Raw genomic sequence first — 14,035 nt, forward strand, 5'->3', positions numbered from 1 at the left:
TGCTATCCATCCCCACCGTATAGACGGTGGGGAATTCCGCACCTTACGTTAAAATTCCGAGCCAGAAAGGGGACTCCGTCTTGCATGGGCAGTTGGAAAAGGGGTTTTCCTTTGCGTTTTGCCTCTACCGGCGTCCTTTTCGGCAGCCCTTGCGCACCCGCTACGGCCTATGGTCTGTCCGCGAAGGGATCCTGATCCGGCTGACGGATCTGGAGACGGGTCAGCAGGGCTATGGGGAGATTGCTCCCCTCCCCTGGTTGGGCAGCGAGACTTTGGAGCAAGCGCTGGCGTTTTGCCAGCAGTTGCCGGCTGAGCTATCCGAGGTGCAGATTGAAGGGATCCCAGCAACTCTGCCCGCCACTCGCTTTGGCTTGGAATGCGCCTGGCTGGCCTGTCGGGATCCCGGCTGGCTGGCCAGGGATCTCTCGGGGCTTGCGTTTTGTGGGCTTTTGGGAAAAGCCGTCCCCGTAGGTTCCTACCCGGTTTACAAAGGCAAGGTGGGGGTGGATGCCTTTGAGCAGGAGTGGAAAAAGCTAGCAAGCTGGCTGGAGCAACTGCCGCCCGGATCCCGGCTGCGCCTGGATGCCAACGGGGGGCTGACCCTAGCCGAGGCGCGGCGCTGGCTGGCCCTCTGCGACCAGCTCAATCAGGAGTGGCCGGGCAAGATCGAGTTTTTCGAGCAGCCTCTGCCCCCGGAGCAGCACGCTGACTTGATCCAACTGAGCCGCGAGTTTCAAACTCCCCTTGCTCTGGATGAGTCAGTGGCCGGCCTGGAGCAGTTGCAAGCTGTCCACCGGTCGGGCTGGCAAGGGATCCTGGTGGTCAAGCCCTCTTTGGTCGGATCCGGTCTTGCCCTGAGGGACTACCTCAGCCAACACCCGGGCTTGGATCTGGTGTTTTCCTCGGCCCTGGAAACCCCTATTGGCGCTTGGCACGGCCTAGTTTGGGCGGGATCCCTGCAGGCAAAAACAGCCCATCCCAGAGCCTTGGGATGGGGGGTGGGGGAGTTTTTCCCAGAGTGGGATCCCGTTCAATTGGGCGCGATCTCGGCGTCGGAGCGGGCAGCCCTGATGCAGGCGGTGTGGGAGCGCCACAGCCGGCCCTAGACTGCAGCAGCCTGCTGTTTGGCATGTTCCTGCCGCAGGTAGGCCTGGATAAAGTGCATCAGCTCCTCCGGTTCGCCATTCATAAACGCCTCGACATTGTAGGTTTCGGCGTTGGTACGGTGGTCTTTGATCAACTTGTAGGGATCAAAGGTGTAGGTGCGGATCCGGCCCCCAAAGCCCTGGGTCACCATCTCGCCGCGGATCTCGGCCAGCTTTTGCCGGCGCTTCTCCTCCTCCAATTCGATGAGCTTCGCCTTCAGGATCTGGATGGCCCGCTCCTTATTTTGCAGTTGGGAACGCTCCTCGGTGCAGCGCACGGCAATGCCGGTGGGCTTGTGGATGACGCGCACCGCCGTTTCCACCTTGTTGACGTTTTGGCCGCCTGCCCCACCGGAACGAGAAGTCTCGAACTCCAGATCCTCCATCCTCAGCTCGAACTCATTCTCTTCCTCCAGGATGGGCATGACCTCGACGCCGGCAAAGCTGGTCTGGCGCTTGCCGTTGGCGTTGAAGGGGCTGATGCGCTCCATGCGGTGGTTGCCCTTCTCGGCGGAAAGATACCCATAGGCGTAGGGCCCCTCGATCAACAGGGTGGCCGACTTGATGCCGGCCTCTGCCCCTTCCGAGTATTCCGAGAGGCTGACCTTGTAGCCCTGGTTTTCCGCCCAGCGGGTGTACATCTTCAGGAGCATCGCTGCCCAGTCTTGAGCGTCGGTTCCCCCCGCGCCGGCGGTAATGGTGAGGATGGCGCCGTTTTTGTCGTAGGGGCCGGAAAGCAGTTGCCGCAGCTCCCATTGGCCGAGCTCCCGCTCCACCGCCGCCAGGGATCCGGACACTTCCGCCAACAGCTCCGGGTCGGGATCCTCTTGCAACAGCTCCAGGGCGCTGGTGGCATCTTCCAGGCGATCCTTCCAGCGGTGGACTTGATCCCAGGAGGCCTTGAGGCTGTTGAGCTGTTGCAGGTGGCGGCGGGCCGCCTCGGCATCGTTCCAAAACTGCGGCTGCGCGGCCTCTTGCTCCAAAATGGCGATCTGTTGCTCTAGGCGGGGCAGGTCAAAGATAGTCCTGAGCACTGCTCAGGCGCGAGGTGAGCGATTCTAGGGTGCGTCTCAGATCGGCCAGTTCCATAGAGAGCATCAAGCTGCGCATCGGCTCCCATCCTAGCCTGTAGGCTAGCAATTCAACCAAGGGATCCAGCTCTTTTGCAGGTTTGCTGCAACACCGTGAACCGCATTCCTGGCCAATTGGGTGATCCCGCGCCGGCTCTAGGAGGCGACAGGGCGGCCTTAGGCGATGGCTTTTGCCGAAGGATCCCTGTCGAAGCACCTCAAGCCCGTAGCAGAATGGAAAATCTTGTTTCGGAGGCCGCTATGCTGAGGGTCTTTTCCTTGCTTTCCGGACTGGTTCTGGCCGGGGGTGTGGCTGCTCTGGCCATCGCCAATCCCACCCCGGAAGCGTATGGGGCCTATGCAGGGGAACAATTGGCTGCCTATGCTACACGGGAATACTGCGCCCAGCTCCCGGCTTTTTTGCCCACCCTCATTGAGGAATGTCACGCCCTTGTACAAGAGCTGCAACCGGAGCTGGCAGAGCTGTTCCTGCGCCAGACCCGCCGGCAAAACTTCATCCTCTTCAGCCTCTACAGCACCGATTTGTCGTTGCTTAACTTTGGCCCACTGGGGAGCTCCTTGCCCACCTACCACTTCCAAACTCTGGCAGTGGCAGGGCGGTTTTACACCTACGAGATCCGCGAGGGCCAGACCACTCCCAAAAAAGGCTAAACCTGGGCCCGCTCCAAGAGGGCTTGCAACTCCTCCAGGGCCGCCTGGGCCGACTGGGCCTGCTGGTAAAGGGATTGCACCATCTCGGCGCTGGCCTGGGCTGATTGCAGGGTGGATTGGCTTTGGCGTTGGATGCGCTCTGCCAAGCCGCGGATGCGGTTGCTGGCTTCGGTGGTGCGCCCTGCCAATTTGCGAATCTCCTGGGCAATGGCGCCAAAACCGCCACCTCCGCCGCTGCGGTTGGCCTCCACAGCCGCATTAAAGGAGAGCAGGCGAATATAGCCCGCCACCTCTACGATCAAGTCAACGATGGTGTTGATTTCCTTGAGCTCGCGGGAGAGCTCCTGGTTGCTGTCGGCAATTTCCTGAAATAGACGGCGAACGGCCTCTACTCCAGCAAAGGTGGCGGCAAAGGTGGATTTGCCCTTCTCCGAGAGCACCGAGCTGATCTCGATGATGCGGTCGTTGAGGCGGGCCAGTTCTTCGGAGCGCTGCTGGGCCTGGCGCCGCTCCCGATCTAGAGCGATGTTCTGGCTGAGGATCTCGGCCTTTTGCCGCTCCAGATCGCGGGCATACTGAAGGCTGCGGTTTTTCTCTTGCTCCAGCTCGGCCAAGATCCGTTGCATCTCCTCCTGCTGTTCTTGCAGCTTCCGCTGCGTGGCCAGATGCACCTGCGACTGGGCCACCAACAACACCGGCACATCCAAAAGGCGGTAGTCCTGGGAACCAACTTGTACCACCACCGGGTCGTAGATGGTCTCCTGGGGCCGCCGGAAGGCCTGGCTGGCCGCCGCGATGACATCGCAGTCGCCGGGGAGCAGCAAAAAGTCCCGTCCGTGGAACTCCACCAAGGAGCTGATGGGCCGCTTCAAAAACACGTCTAGGCCATAGGGCTTGCTCAGCATCCACTCCAAAATGGCGCGGCGGGTCAACATCCCCTGCACTCGCGACTGCTCATCCAGCACGATGACTCCCGAAAGGCTGGGATCATCTTCTAGGCGGCGCACCACGTTCTCGCAGGGGGTGGACTCGCTCACCTGAAAGTCCACCAGGGCCAGATCGCGCAGCTTGGTGTTGATCGAGAGGGTGGGAGTGGGCGGATTGGTCAGGGTAGCCATCACAGGGATCCTCGGCGCGGGTTGGGCAGAGACAAGTGGCCAAGAATGTGCTATGTATAGAGGAGCACAGAGGCAGAGCTCTGCTCGCCTTTCCAGCGAACCGGTGGCAAACAGAGCCGGACACCCTTAGTTTGGCTTGAGATCTTGTCTGCTGGCTACAAGCCTATACGGGATTGTGCGGAGAGATGCTTTTTCTCTTTCATTTGTGCTTCATTGGTGGGCAGGCGAGGAACCTGTTCTGAACCCAGGGGCTAAGGGGATCTGGGGTTAGTGAGCCTCTTGATAGCGGTGGTAGATCTCCAGGATTTCGCCGCGCCCGCGCTTAAAAGCTGCCACCACGTGGGGATCGAAGTGGCTGCCGCTGTTGCTTTCCACAAAGCGAAAGATCTCGTCTAGATCCCAGGCTGCTTTGTAGGGGCGGCGGCTGGCCAAGGCATCAAAGACATCGGCCAAAGCCACGATTCGCCCTTCCAGCGGGATCCCTTCGCCCTTGAGGCCCCGCGGGTAGCCGCTGCCATCAAACTTTTCGTGGTGGGTGAGGGCAATGATGGCGCTTTTTTTCATCAGCTCCGAGTCGGACTTGCTGAGGATCTCGTAGCCAATCTCAGGGTGGCGGTTCATGATCAGGCGCTCTTCAGAGGTGAGGGGGCCTGGCTTTTGCAAGATGGCATCCGGGATCCCAATTTTGCCCACATCGTGCAGGGGGCTGGCGTAGAAAATCAGCTCCTGTTCTCGGCTGGAGAGGCCCAACTCTTTGGCGAGAATGCGGGAATAATGGCTCATCCGCTTCAGGTGAAAAGCGGTGTCTTGATCCCGGTATTCGGCAGCCTGGGCCAGACAGAAAATCGTTTCCAGGTGAGCGGCTTTCAGCTCTTCCCGCAAGCGCACATTTTGATAGGCAACCGCCGCCTGGGAAGCCAGGGCTTCGGCCACCCGGACTTCCAACTCAGAAAACGGCTGGCTCCAGTCAGCCACCTGGTTGGGCGCTGGGTCAGCAGGGCGATCCGGCCTGAGACGGTTCAAGAGTTGCAGGGCGCCGAGGATGTTTCCTGAGGGATCCCGCAGCGGCACCGTGAGCAAAGAGCGGGTGCGGTAGCCGGTTTGCTGATCTACTTGGGAGTTGAAGGCATAGGGCAAGCCCGGTGGCAAGCGATAGACGTCCGGCAAGTTCAAGCTCTCCCCAGTGAGCACCACATAGCCCACAATGCTGGAAGGAGTGAGGGGCAGGCGCAGATCCTGCAGCTCCTCGTTGCGGTTGACCACGAAAAAGCGCAACTCTTCTCCCTCCCGGATGAACAAGCTGGCGCCATCACAGCAGGTCAGCTCGCGGGCTTGGGCGACAATCAGTTCCAGCAGGCGCCTGAGATCCGTTTCCGAAGAAAGGGCGATCCCCACTTGAATGAGGCGTTGGCTGAGACGCAGGGCATCTGGGGTATCAAACCCGGTTTCGCGGGGGTGAAGGTCGAAGGGGGTGGCCAGGTGGGTCACGGTTGGTTCTCCATGGCAGAGTTTGGCAGCAGCGCGTTCACAATAGAACGGTAGCAGGGCCATGCGGCTCCTGCTGCTGCCCCAATCCCGTTGGGCGAGACCAGCCCAACAACACCCAAAGCACCCAGGTCTTGGGTTATCTCAAGCCCAATTGAGGCACTCCCCAAGCGCCGTTGCCCCTTCTCCTTGCCAAGGCCCGTCTACTCTACATATTCTCCCGGCTGGGGAGCCGGGAGGCCAACGCGATTTTGCCCAAGCCCATCGGGATGACAGGATTCGAACCTGCGACCCCTTCGTCCCGAACGAAGTGCGCTACCAAGCTGCGCTACATCCCGCTGGTAGGCTTCTTCAACCGCCCACCAAGGCTCAATAAGTATAGCACGCCGGTCGGAGCAACCCTGGAAGGAAGGGATCCAATCTGCGCTAAGCTGCAAAAACACCCCTCTTGTCAAGCCAGGTATGAGTCAGTCCAAGGGTTTCAGCCCATCCAGGCCGGAGAAAAAGCCGGCCAAAGCCAACACGGCCAAGCGCAAGGAAGCCGCCAAACGCTACGACGAGCTGAAAGCCAAGGGGATGCCGGAGTTCAACATCTTTGTTCGACATCGCCAGCCCGCGCCCGGCAAGCCCAACCCCTGGCTGCCGGTGGGATCCCTGGCGGTGGGGCGTTCCGGTGCCATTCACCAGGCCATTTTCCAAAATGAAGAAGAGCTCAAAAAAGCAGCCGTGAGGCTGTTTCCCCGTCTTAGTAAAGTGAAAGATGACCTAGAGTTTGGGTTTCGCCTCAAAGATCCAGACTTCCAAGACGAGCCGATCCAGGTGGCGATCCGGCCCCAGCCCTCGCCCTTTCAAGTTTGGATGACCAAAATACGGAGTTGGTTGGGCCTATCTGCTCAAAAAACTTCCCCAAAAACCTGAGGACAGCCTGTCAAACAGCCGCAAAGGCTCTGGGCAGCCAGCCCACAATCAGAGGGTTAACCACCTCTGGGCGTTCGTCATGGGGGCAATGGCCGGTATTGGGAATGGGCAAAAACTGGTAGTCGATCCCCTGCACATGGTTTTCAAAGCCGCATCCCCGTTGAATGGGCGTCCAGGGATCCTCTTCTCCCCAGAGCACCAACAGCGGACAGCGCACCTGGGGCAGCAGAGATTCGGGAGTGGGGCCGGGAGGAGCGGTGAGGATGGCAGCAAACACCTGCTGAGCGCCCACATCACAGGAAGGGGCATAGAGGAGCTCCACCAGCTCATCGGTAATGGCGGCGGGGTTGCGATATACCTGTTTCAGGGTGGCACGGATCCGCTGCCGCTGCCGCACCCGATCAAACACCCACGGCCCGGTCGCCGGAGAGGCTACCAGGGCAGTAAAGGCGGCCATGAAAACGCGGAAAATCGGGTTGAGCTCGTGGGAGCGGTGGTTCAGGCCGCCGGCACAGTTGAGCAGCACCGCCCCTGCGGCCAGTTGAGGGTGTTGGGCGGCCATCATCAAGCTGAGCAAGGCCCCGATGGAATTGCCAATAAACACCGCCGGCTGCTGCACGTGCTGCTGCCAAAAATCCGCCAGCAACTCCGCCCACAGATCTAGGCTGTAGGGGAGAGCAGGCTTGGCCGAGCCACCAAACCCCAGCAAATCCAGGGCATAGACCCGGTATCCCGCCCCAGCCAGCACGGGGATGTTGTGCCGCCAATGGCCGATGGAAGCCCCAAAGCCATGCACCAAGACCAGCGGAGATCCGGATCCCTGCACCACGTAGCGAATGGCATGGCCGCGCCAGCTCCAGACTTGAGGAGCAAAAGGCGCGATGACATCAGCCGCCCAACCGGCAGGAGAAGCAGTGAACACAGCCAGAAAGAGGTGGAAATGTTCTGAGACTACTCCTTCATCCTACTGCCACTCTGGAATAGCCTCGTCTTCTGGCCCTCACCCCCCAACCCCTCTCCCAGAGAGAGGGAAGTCACGGCTTCTCTAGACTAGAAATGACTCCCAAATGCTCACATCCGGCTGCTGCCGACCAGTGCGGGCTCGGAATCTGGGCAAGTATCCACCAGTCCAGTTGTTTTAGAGCGTGGCCCCTGGTGCCCGCAAGCCGGTTGGACGGGTTAGAGTAAAGGGACTGTTAAGATTTCTGATGGTTTTGCGGTTGCCGAGGCAACACTGCGCAAATGTAACACTACGCAACTCTGCACCCCCCATGCTCCATCCTCTGCTGCAACGGCTGCGCTCCTCCACCCTGACCCCGCTGCGGGATATCCACTGGACACCAGAGCTATTCGGGATCCTCTTGGTGTACTTTGTGCAGGGGGCGCTGGGCTTGGCACGGCTGGCCACCAGCTTTTATCTGAAAGATAGCTTGGGCCTCAGCCCGTCGCAGGTGGCAGCGTTGATGGGCGTTGCCATGAGTCCCTGGATCCTCAAACCCCTCTACGGCCTGCTGTCGGATACCGTGCCCGTAGCGGGCTACCGCCGTCGTCCTTACCTCTTGCTTTCTGGGCTTCTGGGGTGCGTGGCTTGGCTGGGCATGGCGCTGTGGGCGCCGACGGCTGGGCTGGCCACCCTGTGGATGGTTTTGGGATCCCTGGCGGTGGCGGTGGGAGATGTGATCGTGGATTCGCTGGTGGTGGAGCGGGTACATGGCCATGACTGGGCAGGGACGGGCACGCTGCAATCTTTGACTTGGGGGGCAACGGCCTTGGGATCCCTGCTCACCGCCTATTTGGGAGGGGCGCTCTTGGCCCATTATTCGCCGCAGGTGGTGTTTGGGCTGACGGCCTTTTTGCCGTTGTTCATCGCTCTAGCGGCTTGGGTGATTGTCGATCAGCCGGTGGCGTTGTCTCAAGGCTGGGATCCCTTGCAGCAACAGGTGCGCCAGGTGTGGCGGGCGCTGCGGCAGCCCAGCATTCTGCTGCCGGTGCTGTTTGTATTCGTTTGGCAGGCCACTCCCAGCGCCGATGTGGCTCTTTTTTACTTTGTTACCAACGACCTCGGCTTTGGGCCAGAATTTTTGGGTCAGGTGCGCTTGGCAACCAGCATGGCCAGCCTGCTGGGGGTCGGGATCTTCCAGGTGTATCTGCGGCGGATCCCACTGCGGCCCCTATTCGGCTGGATGACGGTGCTCTCGGCGGGATTGGGCCTGACCAGCCTCATTTTGGTCTATCACCTCAATCGGGATTGGGGCATCGACGATCACTGGTTTAGCTTGGGGGACAGCTTGGTGCTGACGGTGGCCGGGCAAATTGCCTTCATGCCGGTGCTGGTCTTGGCCGCCCGCCTTTGCCCCCCTGGGATCGAGGCCACCCTCTTTGCCCTGCTGATGTCGGCTTTTAATCTGGCGGGGTTTCTCTCCCAAGAGCTGGGATCCCTGCTGATGCATGGGCTGGGGGTGACGGAGACCGATTTCAGCCGGCTGGGGCTGCTGCTGATCCTGACCAACCTTTCCACCCTCTTGCCCTTGCCGTTTTTGGGCTGGCTGCCGGAAGGAGCCGATCGCCTGAGCGGTGCGGAGCACTATTCAGAGGCGGAAGCCCAGGCCTCTCTGGAAGCTTTTTTGCAGGATGTGCGCCCAGAAGAGACCGAGGCTGCTTTGGCGATAGAAGGGGTCGCTCTGGTCGAAACCGACTTGAATTAGAGTTGGTTTCAAACCTGATGAAGACACTCCCCAATCACTCCGCGCCGCTTCCCTCACCCCCAACCCCTCTCCCAGAGGGAGAGGGGAGTTGGGAGTCTAGGTGACGAACCGTTTTACTGTTGCCAGTCTGACCTTGGAGCAGAAAGGGATCCCAGCGCCCAGATCAACCGCTGCGCAGCGCTGAAGAGCACCAGAATCGCCATCAGCCCAAACAACCCCACCATGTACTCGGGGAAAAGGAAAAACAAACTGTAGAGAAAGATGGTTTCGCTGCCCTCGATCAGCCCAGGCGGCATGGTTATGCTGGTCAGTTCCCCTAAGGACTCTGTCCCGTTGATGCAAACAACCCTTCGCCGTTTTTCCAGCAGCCCCGCCAGGTACATCCAAGCGCAAAGGTTGATGTAAAAGCTGGCCAGCATCAGGGCCAGAAATGCATAGCCTGCCAGGGATCCCTGGTGAAAGGCCAGCCCCAGGGGAACGACCGCATACACCACCACATCCAGCAGCATATCCAGGTAGCCGCCCAGATCGCTTTGCCGCCCCTGCAGCCGAGCCAAGGTGCCATCTAGCCCATCCATCAACCGGTTCAGCAGCCACAGGCCCAGCCCCCATCCATAAGCCCCGTAGGCCGCTGCTGCGCCAGAGGCCAGGCCCACCGCAAACCCCGACAAGGTAATGACCAGGGGATGCACCCGTTGGAGAGGGGTTTGCAGCACCGGAGCCAAGAGCCGCTCCTTCCACTGCCTCAGGGTTTTATCCAGCAAGGAACACTCCTTTGAGAGTCGCCCGTTGGGAGCTAACTTGGAACTCATCATCCCAGATCCAGAAGGCGAGCGTGTAGGCTGAGACAGACTTAAGCTGGGCCAAGCCCGCTGGGTAAACTTAAGAAAGAAGGGGCCAAGCACTGGTCAACCCAGCAAGTGGCGCTTCCAGAAGGCTGAGCAACCCTGACCCCGGACACCCCCATGAGCGAGACTCTTGCTCCTGCGCTAGAGGCGACTGACCTCCATCCCGAACCGGCCATCGCCATCTCCGGCCTGACCAAAACCTATCGCACCGGCTTTTGGCTGAACAAGGTGGTCAGCCCCCTCAAGGATTTTTCTTTGACAGTGGCCCGCGGCGAGACCTTTGGGCTGTTGGGGCCCAACGGGGCCGGCAAAACCACCACGATCAAATGCCTGCTGGGGATTGTGGAGCCCACCAGCGGCAGCGGCACGCTCTTGGGCAAACCTTTGGGGGATCGCTCCATCAAGCAACAGGTGGGCTATTTGCCGGAGAACCCCTATTTTTACGATTACCTGACAGCATGGGAATTTCTCCATTTTGCCGGCAAGCTGTTTCGCCTGCCCGATAGCCTTCTCAGGGAGCGGATCCCGCAACTGCTGGAGCTGGTGGGGCTTTCTGTAGATACGGCCCGCAAAAAACAACTGCGCACCTACTCCAAGGGCATGCTGCAGCGCACCGGCATGGCCCAAGCCCTGATCAACGACCCGGAGCTGGTGTTTCTGGATGAGCCGATGTCGGGGCTGGATCCCATGGGCCGCTACCAGATGCGGGAGATCATCTTGTCCCTCAAGCAACAGGGCAAAACGGTGTTCTTTAACAGCCACATCCTGGGGGATGTGGAGGTGATCTGCAACCGCGTCGGCCTGATCGTCGGCGGCAAATTGGTGCAGCAGGGGACGTTGGACGAGCTGCTGGGCCAAAGCAAAAGCTACCGCGTGCAAGGGCACGGTGGCGCCATCGACCAGTTCCGCGACTGCCTAGGGCACTTCTCGATCCAGGGATCCCATTGGTCGGGGGAATGGAGCGGATCCCTGCCGGAGCTGCTGACCCTTCTCAGCCAGGCGGGGGCGGTGGTGACCGATTTGCATTGGCAGCGGCAATCTTTGGAAGAATTCTTTGTCAATCAGGTGCGGGCTATCGAAGGCGATCATCCCGTCTCTGCCTAGACTTGCCCCACCCCAGTTGCTCTCCAGCGCAGCAGAAAAGCCTACACTGGGGGAGTAAGCCGCTACCGGGATCCCTATGGTGCCCCTGATCATCGATTGCGACCCCGGCCAAGACGATGCGGTGGCCCTGCTGCTGGCGATGGCCTCACCTGAGCTGCAGTTGCTGGGCATTACCACGGTGGCTGGCAATGTCTCTGTGGAGAAGACCAGCCGCAACGCGCGGCAGATCTGCGAGTTGGCCGGTCAGCCGCAGATGGGAGTCTATGCCGGCTGCCCTCGCCCCCTCTTGCGCCCCCTGGAAACTGCTGAGGACGTGCATGGCAAAAGCGGGATCGACGGCGCCAATTTGCCGGAGCCGCAGATGCCGCTGGGATCCCGGCACGCGGTGCAATTTCTCATCGAGACCCTGATGGCTGCCCCTGAGCCGGTTACCCTGGCGCTGCTGGGCCCGATGACCAACTTGGCGGTGGCCCTGGTGCAGCAGCCCCGGCTTGTGGAGCGCATCGGGCGGCTGGTGTTCATGGGAGGATCTGCCTTTGAGGGCAATGTCACCCCGGCAGCCGAGTTCAACATCCTCACCGATCCCCACGCCGCCCAGATCGTGCTCAGCGCCGGGATCCCAGAGGTGGTGATGCTGGGTCTGCACGTCACCCAACAAGTCCTCAGCACGCCGGAGCGGATCGAGCGGATTCGCGCCCTCAACACCCAGGTGGGGCAGACGGTGGCCAACATGCTCACCTTTTACGGTAAGGTCGATGTGGAGCGCTACGGGTTGCCGGGGGGGCCCTTGCACGACCCTTGTGTTATCGCCTACCTCTTGCAGCCGCAGTTGTTTGAACTCAAGCCCTGCTATGTCGAGGTGGAAACGGCCAGCCCCTTGAACCTGGGCCGGACGGTGGTGGATCGCTGGGGATCCAGCGGCCGTCCCGCCAATGTCCAGGTGGCTTTTGGAGTAGATCCTGAAGGGTTCTACCACCTGCTCACCGAGCGCCTGGGCCGTTACCGATAATTCTGGTTAACTTTATCCTTGAGGCCAGATCTGAGGTGGACAATCCCGGCGCCGTCCAAAGTGTCAAACTGGCGTGGGTAAACCTGCCCACCGCCGTTACCCTGCTGCGGCTGGCAGGGATCCCCTTTGTTTTGCTGGGGCTGAGCCTGAGATCCCCGTTGGGAGAGCGGCTGGCCCTCTGGGCGTTTCTGCTGGCGGCGGCAACCGATTGGCTGGACGGCCACTTGGCCCGCCGCTATGGGTTGGTGACCGATGTGGGCAAGGTTCTGGATCCCCTGGTGGATAAGCTGCTGGTGGTGGCGGCCCTGCTGGGCCTGCTGGAGTTGGGGCGGATCCCGGCCTGGGGAGTCTTTTTGCTGGTGGGGCGAGAGCTGGTCATTGCCGGTTGGCGGGCCAACCAAAGCCAAATCCGCGGCGCCAATCTCTGGGGCAAAGCCAAGACCGTGACCCAAATCCTGGCCATTGCTCTGCTGATTTTGGGGTGGCCGGGCGGGATCCCTTGTTTTTGGGTGGCGGTGGTTCTCACCCTGATCTCTGGCCTGACCTATTTGCACAACGATGGTGTTGCCAAATCCTCCCCGTCGCGATAGCGGCGCGGAGCGCTATGATGAGCAGCGCATCCTCGGGTTGGATCCGGGCCTGGGAACTTTGGGTTTTGGTTGCATTCTGGCGGGATCTGCCGGGTTAAAACCCGTGGATTATGGGGTGATCAGCACCCCTAGCCAACACTCGATGCCGGAACGGCTGCAAACGCTGTACGAGGACTTGAGCCAGTTGCTGTGCCAACTGCGCCCGCATCAGGTGGGGCTGGAAAAGCTCTTTTTCTACAAAATGGGCAACACCATTGCCATCGCTCAAGCTCGTGGCGTGATCCTGCTCACCTTGGCCCAACATCACCTGGTGCCGGTGGAGTTTACCCCTGCCCAAGTCAAGCAAAGCCTGACAGGCTACGGACGCGCCGACAAACAGGCCGTACAAGCCGCCGTGGCCCGCGAGCTCAACCTGCCCAACCTGCCCCGTCCGGATGATGCCGCCGATGCCCTGGCTATCGCCATCACGGTCTGGCACCACCGCTTCTTTTGAGGGATCCCGGCCCCGTTCGACTTCAGCAAAGGCGACCAGATTGGCCGTTCGCGCTGGCGGGCCGAAGGCCTTTCAAGATGGGCTAGACTCAGTACAGCGAGAAGCACAAGCCCTATGCCTTCTTCTTCCGTGGATGTTCGCGAGCTGCCCCTGTTTCCCTTGCCGGAGGTGGTACTGTTTCCGGGCCGCCCCCTGCCGCTGCACATTTTCGAGTACCGCTACCGCATGATGATCAACACCATCCTGGAGACGGATCGCCGCTTCGGGGTGCTGATGTTCAATCCCCAGACGGGATCCCCGGTGCGGATAGGCTGTTGTGCTGAGGTGTTGCAGGTGCAGCGGTTGCCGGATGACCGCATGGACATTTTGACCTTGGGGCAGCAGCGCTTCCGCGTCCTGGATTACGTGCGGGAAAAGCCCTTCCGGGTGGGGCTGGTGGAGTGGATCGAGGATGAGCCGACCACCTCTTCCGAGGAGCTGCAGAGCTGGGCGCGCCAGGTTACGACTCTCCTGCAGGACGTGGTGCGTCTTTCGGGCAAATTGATGGAGCGCGATACCGAGCTGCCGGAGCAGCTTCCCACCACCCCTGTAGAGTTGTCCTACTGGGTGGCCAGCCACTTCCAGGGAGCCCCTCAGGAGCAGCAAGCGCTGCTGGAAATGGTCAACACCGAAAGCCGGCTGCGCCGCGAAGCCGAAATTCTCGAGTCCACCCGCAAGCACCTGGCCGCCCGCACAGCCCTCAAGGATCTGTTTACAGAAATCTCCTGAGGTGCCTGTCAACCGGCCAGCTCTGCTCCCATCTGTTCTGGCAACTCTTGTGGATTTTAACGTAAGGTGCGGAATTCCCCACCCGGGTGGGGATGGATAGCACCCTCTGA

At 60.6% G+C, this 14,035-nt stretch carries 14 protein-coding genes and 1 tRNA gene; 9 read left to right on the forward strand and 6 right to left on the reverse strand.

The window, feature by feature from the left end; genetic code table 11:
* The first annotated feature begins 92 nt into the window (after positions 1 to 92).
* Positions 93 to 1,106, forward strand: coding sequence for an o-succinylbenzoate synthase (locus NW826_RS01650; RefSeq protein ID WP_414509274.1), 1,014 nt, complete (start codon positions 93 to 95; stop codon positions 1,104 to 1,106).
* Here the strand turns inward: NW826_RS01650 and prfB are convergent.
* Positions 1,103 to 2,234, reverse strand: a protein-coding gene (gene prfB, locus NW826_RS01655) for a peptide chain release factor 2 (RefSeq protein ID WP_414334761.1) whose coding sequence is annotated in 2 segments (ribosomal slippage) — positions 1,103 to 2,161 and positions 2,163 to 2,234 — 1,131 coding nt in all. Because the reading frame shifts where the segments join, the coding sequence is not laid out codon by codon here. The genes NW826_RS01650 and prfB overlap by 4 nt on opposite strands.
* A gap of 242 nt (positions 2,235 to 2,476) precedes the next feature.
* On the opposite strand from prfB, the gene NW826_RS01660 reads away from it, so the two are divergent.
* Positions 2,477 to 2,887 carry a DUF4359 domain-containing protein gene (locus NW826_RS01660; protein WP_414509275.1) on the forward strand — a complete coding sequence of 137 codons (411 nt, stop codon included), beginning with the start codon at positions 2,477 to 2,479 and terminating at the stop codon, positions 2,885 to 2,887.
* Here NW826_RS01660 and NW826_RS01665 read toward each other — a convergent pair.
* The 3 genes from NW826_RS01665 to NW826_RS01675 all read right to left on the reverse strand — a co-directional run bounded on the left by NW826_RS01665 (position 2,884) and on the right by NW826_RS01675 (position 5,828).
* Complete coding sequence (locus NW826_RS01665; protein WP_414509276.1) at positions 2,884 to 4,005, reverse strand: methyl-accepting chemotaxis protein; 1,122 nt, start codon at positions 4,003 to 4,005, stop codon at positions 2,884 to 2,886. The two genes, NW826_RS01660 and NW826_RS01665, sit on opposite strands and share 4 nt — an antisense overlap.
* Before the next feature lie 267 nt (positions 4,006 to 4,272).
* Positions 4,273 to 5,556 carry an HD domain-containing phosphohydrolase gene (locus tag NW826_RS01670; RefSeq protein WP_414509277.1) on the reverse strand — a complete coding sequence of 428 codons (1,284 nt, stop codon included), beginning with the start codon at positions 5,554 to 5,556 and terminating at the stop codon, positions 4,273 to 4,275.
* A 198-nt stretch (positions 5,557 to 5,754) separates the two neighbouring features.
* Positions 5,755 to 5,828 (reverse strand) — tRNA-Pro (locus NW826_RS01675).
* Between the two features lie 124 nt (positions 5,829 to 5,952).
* On the opposite strand from NW826_RS01675, the gene NW826_RS01680 reads away from it, so the two are divergent.
* Positions 5,953 to 6,408: an HHL1-like protein gene (locus NW826_RS01680; protein WP_414509278.1), complete on the forward strand. Its 456-nt coding sequence runs from the start codon at positions 5,953 to 5,955 to the stop codon at positions 6,406 to 6,408.
* A 10-nt stretch (positions 6,409 to 6,418) separates the two neighbouring features.
* Here the strand turns inward: NW826_RS01680 and NW826_RS01685 are convergent, their stop codons facing one another.
* The gene (locus NW826_RS01685) at positions 6,419 to 7,330 is read right to left on the reverse strand and encodes an alpha/beta fold hydrolase (RefSeq protein ID WP_414509279.1); all 912 of its coding nucleotides are present in this window, start codon (positions 7,328 to 7,330) and stop codon (positions 6,419 to 6,421) included.
* 349 nt (positions 7,331 to 7,679) lie between these two features.
* Between NW826_RS01685 and NW826_RS01690 the strand changes: the two genes are divergently transcribed.
* Complete coding sequence (locus NW826_RS01690) at positions 7,680 to 9,113, forward strand: folate/biopterin family MFS transporter (protein WP_414334754.1); 1,434 nt, start codon at positions 7,680 to 7,682, stop codon at positions 9,111 to 9,113.
* Positions 9,114 to 9,226: 113 nt separating this feature from the next.
* On the opposite strand, the gene NW826_RS01695 is transcribed toward NW826_RS01690, so the two are convergent.
* A complete protein-coding gene (locus tag NW826_RS01695; protein WP_414509280.1) occupies positions 9,227 to 9,877 on the reverse strand; it encodes a CDP-alcohol phosphatidyltransferase family protein in 651 nt (216 codons plus the stop codon).
* Positions 9,878 to 10,078: 201 nt separating this feature from the next.
* Here NW826_RS01695 and NW826_RS01700 point away from each other — a divergent pair, with 201 nt between their 5' ends.
* The 5 genes from NW826_RS01700 (at position 10,079) to NW826_RS01720 (ending at position 13,925) form a co-directional block, all read left to right on the forward strand.
* Positions 10,079 to 11,065: an ABC transporter ATP-binding protein gene (locus NW826_RS01700; RefSeq protein ID WP_414334756.1), complete on the forward strand. Its 987-nt coding sequence runs from the start codon at positions 10,079 to 10,081 to the stop codon at positions 11,063 to 11,065.
* Positions 11,066 to 11,141: 76 nt separating this feature from the next.
* A complete protein-coding gene (locus tag NW826_RS01705; RefSeq protein ID WP_414334757.1) occupies positions 11,142 to 12,074 on the forward strand; it encodes a nucleoside hydrolase in 933 nt (310 codons plus the stop codon).
* A gap of 35 nt (positions 12,075 to 12,109) precedes the next feature.
* Positions 12,110 to 12,664, forward strand: a complete 555-nt coding sequence (pgsA, locus tag NW826_RS01710) for a CDP-diacylglycerol--glycerol-3-phosphate 3-phosphatidyltransferase (RefSeq protein WP_414509281.1) — start codon at positions 12,110 to 12,112, stop codon at positions 12,662 to 12,664.
* Positions 12,639 to 13,157, forward strand: coding sequence for a crossover junction endodeoxyribonuclease RuvC (ruvC, locus tag NW826_RS01715; protein WP_414334759.1), 519 nt, complete (start codon positions 12,639 to 12,641; stop codon positions 13,155 to 13,157). Before pgsA ends, ruvC begins: the two co-directional genes overlap by 26 nt.
* A 114-nt stretch (positions 13,158 to 13,271) precedes the next feature.
* On the forward strand, positions 13,272 to 13,925 hold the full coding sequence (locus NW826_RS01720) for an LON peptidase substrate-binding domain-containing protein (protein ID WP_414334760.1): 654 nt from the start codon (positions 13,272 to 13,274) through the stop codon (positions 13,923 to 13,925).
* The last annotated feature ends 110 nt before the right edge of the window (positions 13,926 to 14,035 follow it).

The sequence above is a fragment of the Synechococcus sp. OH20 genome, from assembly GCF_047502685.1.
Lineage (GTDB): Bacteria > Cyanobacteriota > Cyanobacteriia > Thermostichales > Thermostichaceae > Thermostichus.